Source organism: Pseudomonas serbica, from assembly GCF_028823535.1.
Lineage (GTDB): Bacteria > Pseudomonadota > Gammaproteobacteria > Pseudomonadales > Pseudomonadaceae > Aquipseudomonas > Aquipseudomonas serbica.
On sequence record NZ_JAQIYM010000002.1, the window covers coordinates 1 to 4,391 of the forward strand.

The 4,391-nt window shown below is 62.6% G+C and carries 3 protein-coding genes; 2 read left to right on the top strand and 1 reads right to left on the bottom strand.

From position 1 onward, the window contains the following. Positions 1–46: 46 nt before the first annotated feature. Positions 47–1,867, bottom strand: coding sequence for a glycoside hydrolase family 15 protein (locus tag NQL71_RS02800; protein WP_274642235.1), 1,821 nt, complete (start codon positions 1,865–1,867; stop codon positions 47–49). A 195-nt stretch (positions 1,868–2,062) separates the two neighbouring features. Between NQL71_RS02800 and NQL71_RS02805 the strand changes: the two genes are divergently transcribed. Together NQL71_RS02805 and NQL71_RS02810 are read left to right on the top strand one after the other, a co-directional pair. Beyond that, on the top strand, positions 2,063–3,235 hold the full coding sequence (locus tag NQL71_RS02805; protein ID WP_274642236.1) for an MFS transporter: 1,173 nt from the start codon (positions 2,063–2,065) through the stop codon (positions 3,233–3,235). A 165-nt stretch (positions 3,236–3,400) separates the two neighbouring features. Then, positions 3,401–4,135 (top strand): thioesterase II family protein, encoded by a 735-nt coding sequence (locus tag NQL71_RS02810; protein WP_274642237.1) that lies wholly within the window; start codon positions 3,401–3,403, stop codon positions 4,133–4,135. Positions 4,136–4,391 lie beyond the last annotated feature (256 nt).

Below are 4,391 nucleotides of genomic sequence, written 5' to 3' on the forward strand. Positions count from 1 at the left end.
CCTCCGCGGCCACGCCGGCTCCTACATTAAGGCTGGGCGCCAGGTCTCAAGGCTGCCAAACGCTCTTCTCCCCACTCAATTTCCTGTCCAGAAAACATGCCGCGCTGATCAACGCCAAGTGCGTCAGCGCCTGCGGGGTGTTACCCATGTGCCGCGCGTGGCTGTCGAATTCTTCGGCGTACAGCCCCAGCGGGTTGGCGTACCTGAGCAGTTGTTCGAACTCCAGGTGAGCCTTTTCCACCCGGCCGGCGCGGGCCAGGCATTCGACGTACCAGAAGGAGCATGCGGCGAATGCGCCTTCGGTGCCGGGCAGGCCGTCGATGTGGTTATCGTCATTGTGGTAGCGGTAGACCATGCCGTCGCGCACCAGGTTTTTCTCGATGGCGTCGAGGGTCGCGAGCCAGCGCGGGTCCTTGGCGCTGACGAAACGCACCAGCGGCATCAGCAGCATCGAACCGTCGAGGCCGGTGCCGCCGATGTGCTGCACGAAGTGCCCGCGTTCTTCATTCCAGAAGTTGTCCCAGATGTCCGAGTAGATGGCCTGGCGCGTCTGGTCCCAGCGGGCGAAGGGTGCGGGCAACGAGCGTTTCGAGGCGAGACGGATCGCCCGGTCCAGGGCGACCCAGCACATCAGTCGCGAGTGCAGGAAGTGGTGCTGTTCGCCGCGCATTTCCCAGATCCCGACGTCCTCCTGCTGCCAGGTTTCGCAAACCTGGTCGACCACTTTCACGGTGTGCTTCCAGCCCTCGTGGGAAATCGCTTCGCCGTATTTGTTGACCAGGTAAACCGCGTCCATCAGCTCGCCGAAAATGTCGAGCTGGACCTGGGCGTAGGCCAGGTTGCCGATGCGCACCGGCGTCGCGCCGCCGTGCCCGGACAGGTGCGTGAGTTCGACTTCCGGCAGTTCCTGGCGGCCGTCGATGCCATACAGGATATTGAGTTTCATCGGTTTGCCTCGGCAATCGCTGACCCGTCCACGCAACCAGCGCATATACGCGTTGGCTTCTTCGGTGAAACCCAGGCGCATGAAGGCGTAGACGGTGAACGAGGCGTCGCGGATCCAGGTGTAGCGGTAATCCCAGTTACGCTCGCCGCCAGTGACTTCCGGCAGGCCAAAGGTCGCTGCGGCGAGGATCGCGCCGTGTTTGCGCGAAGTCAGCAGCTTCATCGCCAGGGCCGAGCGGTTGACCACTTCCCGCCAGCGGCCGCGATAGTTGGACTGGCCGATCCAGTCACGCCAGAACTTCAGGGTGCGCTCCAGGCACAGCGTGGCGCCTCCTTCCTTGAAGCGCGGATCGTCGATGGCGCCCAGCAGGAACTCGGCAGTCTGGTCCTGTTTGAGGGTGAATTCGGCAACCGCGGCCTGGTCTTCGATGTGCAAAACCTGATCCGTCGCCAGGCGCAGGGATGGCTGGTCGGCGGCTTCGAAGATCACGTCCTGTTGATCCAGGCGGGCGAGGGTGCGGGCGCGCGCGTAGTCATGGCGCACGGCGCAGCGCAGGTGAAACGTCGCTTGGCCGCTGACTACCCGAACTCGGCGCATCAGCACGGGCAGGTTGTCTTCGGTGTCCCCAATGGGCAGCAGGTCGGTGATTTCCACCACGGCGCGATCACTGAGCCAGCGGGTTTGCAGCACGTTGGTATCGGGCAGGTAGATTTGCTCGCGGCGAGCGTCCGGCAAGTCCGGGGATAGCTGGAAAATCCCGGCCTCGGGCGTGTCCAGCAGCGAACAGAAGATCGACGGGCTGTCGAATTCCGGCCAGCAGAAAAAATCCACGCTGCCTTTGTCGTTGACCAGCGCGGCGCTGCGCATGTCGCCGATGATGCCGTGGGCGTCGATGGGGCTTTGGTGTTCGTGATCGGGCATTGGGGCTCCGAGAGCTGAGGGCCTAACTAAATAGCTGACTGGTTTTGGCGGGCGGGAGTTCATTTTGCGCTGACTGCTCTGGCCCCATCGCCAGCCTGCTGGCGATGGGGCCTTCACATTCAAGCAACAATTGGCTGCTTTCCCCTCAACCAGCGTTTATGGCAATTTGCAGGCCCTTGTCGAGACCACACGCCCATGGCAAACCCCTACCGCGAGCTGTTCAGTGCCCCTGGCAGCCGCGCCTTCGTGCTGGCCGGAATGATCGCGCGCATGCCGATTTCCATGACCGGCATCGGCCTGATCACCATGCTCTCGCAGTTGCAGGGGGGGTACGGTTTGGCCGGTGCCGTGGCGGCGACGTTCGCGCTGGCCACAGCGTTTTGTGCACCGCAGGTGTCGCGGCTGGTGGACCGTTTTGGTCAGCGCCGGATCTTGCCGGTGTCGGCGCTGGTCGGGGGCGGGGCACTGTTGATGGTGCTGCTCTGTACCCGTCTGCAGGCACCCCAGTGGACGTTGTTCGTGTTCGCCGCGATCGCCGGCTGCATGCCGAGCATGTCGGCGATGGTCCGGGCGCGCTGGACCGAGCTCTATCGCGGCCAACCGCAGTTGCAAACCGCCTATGCCCTGGAGTCGGTGCTGGATGAAGTCTGCTTCATCGTCGGGCCACCCTTGTCGGTGGGGTTATGCGTGGTGGCGTTCCCCGAGGCTGGGCCGTTGGCGGCGCTGCTGATGCTGGCGATCGGGGTCACGGCGTTCGTATTGCAACGCAGCACCGAGCCGCCGGTGCATGCCCATGAAGAACATCACGCTGCATCGATCATCCGCTCCCTGGACATCCAGTTGCTGATGCTGTTGATGGTCGCCATGGGCACCATCGTCGGGGTGGTGGACGTGGTCAGCGTGGCCTTCGCCCAGCAGCAGGGCCAACCGGCCGCGGCGAGTATCGTGTTGTCGGTGTATGCGATCGGCTCATGCCTGGCCGGATTGGCATTCGGTGCGTTGCGTTCGAAAGTGCCGCTGCCGCGCCTGTTTCTCTACGGCGGGGTGGCAACGGCGGTGACGACCTTGCCGTTGCTGCTGGCGATGAACATTCTCGGCTTATCCCTGGCGGTGTTCGTCGCCGGACTGTTTTTTGCCCCGACCCTGATTGTCGCCATGGCCCTGGTGGAACAGATCGTTCCACCGGCCAAACTCACCGAAGGCCTGACCTGGCTGGTGACCGGGCTGAGCATCGGCGTGGCGATCGGCGCGGCGGGGTCGGGGTGGCTGGTGGATGCGTTCGGGGCGAGGAGCGGGTTCTGGCTGGCGATCGTGGCGGGGGGCGTCGTCCTCGGTTCCGCGATCCAAAGCTATCGCCATCTGAAATGATGTTTCAACTGTGGGAGCGGGCTTGCTCGCGAAGGAGTGGCAGACACAGTGATGTCGCCTGACACACCTTCGCGAGCAAACTCGCTCCTACAGGGACACTCATCCGGCTAATTCTTTTCGGCGCTCATTCGTTCTCTTTACAGACAACATTTCGAGGTAAGCCCGGTGACCCCGCTGACATTGCTGTGCCTGCCTTATTCCGGCGCGAGCGCCATGGTCTACAGCCGCTGGCGGCGCAAGCTGCCGGAGTGGATCAAGCTGCAACCGGTGGAACTGCCGGGGCGGGGTGCTCGCTTCGGCGAACCACTGCATACCGACATGCGTCGCCTGGCGCTGCAACTCGCACAGGAACAAAAAACCACGCTCAAGGCGCCGTATGCCCTATTCGGCCATAGTCTGGGCGCACTGCTCGCTTGTGAAATGGCCCACGCCTTGCGTGCACTTGGCTGCCCGGAACCGGTGGCGTTGTTTGCTTCTGGCACGGCCGCGCCAACCCTGCGTGAGGATTACGACCGGGGTTTTGCCGAACCCAAATCCGATGCCGAGCTGATCGAGCAACTGCGCAGCCTCAATGGCACCCGCGAAGATGTCCTGGCCAATGAAGAGCTGATGAGCCTGACACTGCCGATCCTGCGCGCCGACTTCCAGTTGTGCGGGCGCTTCGAGCCAGTGCAGCGCCCCTTGCTCAAGTGCCCGGTGCACGTGTTCGGCGGCAAGGCCGACCGCGCCACCACCGAACAATTGATCGGCTGGCGCAAGGAAACCCACGGCAGCTTTTCCGTGGACATGTTGGCGGGCGGGCATTTTTTCATTCATGAGCATGAGGCCAAGGTGCTCAAGGTGATCAAGGATCAGCTTGAAGTTCACCATCGGCGGCACGCGATGGCCGCTGTGGTTTAACCCAATCTCAAACATCATCCACCCCCCTGTGGGAGCGGGCTTGCCCGCGAATATGGTGTGTCATTCAACAATGATGTTGGCTGAACCACCGCTTTCGCGAGCAAGCCCGCTCCCACATTGGACTTGCAGCGCCTCTAACTCCTCGGTTACCTCCATCCTGATAGTTATTCTCATTCGCTAATTTTTCCCGCCTGCATTCGTTTTATAGGGACGACGCGCCTTTGTGCTTCCTGCCTACTGATCCGGATGCTGAGAA

What these genes read in the sequence shown, in the direction of transcription:
- NQL71_RS02805 (WP_274642236.1), top strand. Translation starts at nt 2,063, where the DNA reads ATGGCAAACCCCTACCGCGAGCTGTTCAGTGCCCCTGGCAGCCGCGCC.
- NQL71_RS02800 (WP_274642235.1), bottom strand. Translation starts at nt 1,867, where the DNA reads ATGCCCGATCACGAACACCAAAGCCCCATCGACGCCCACGGCATCATC.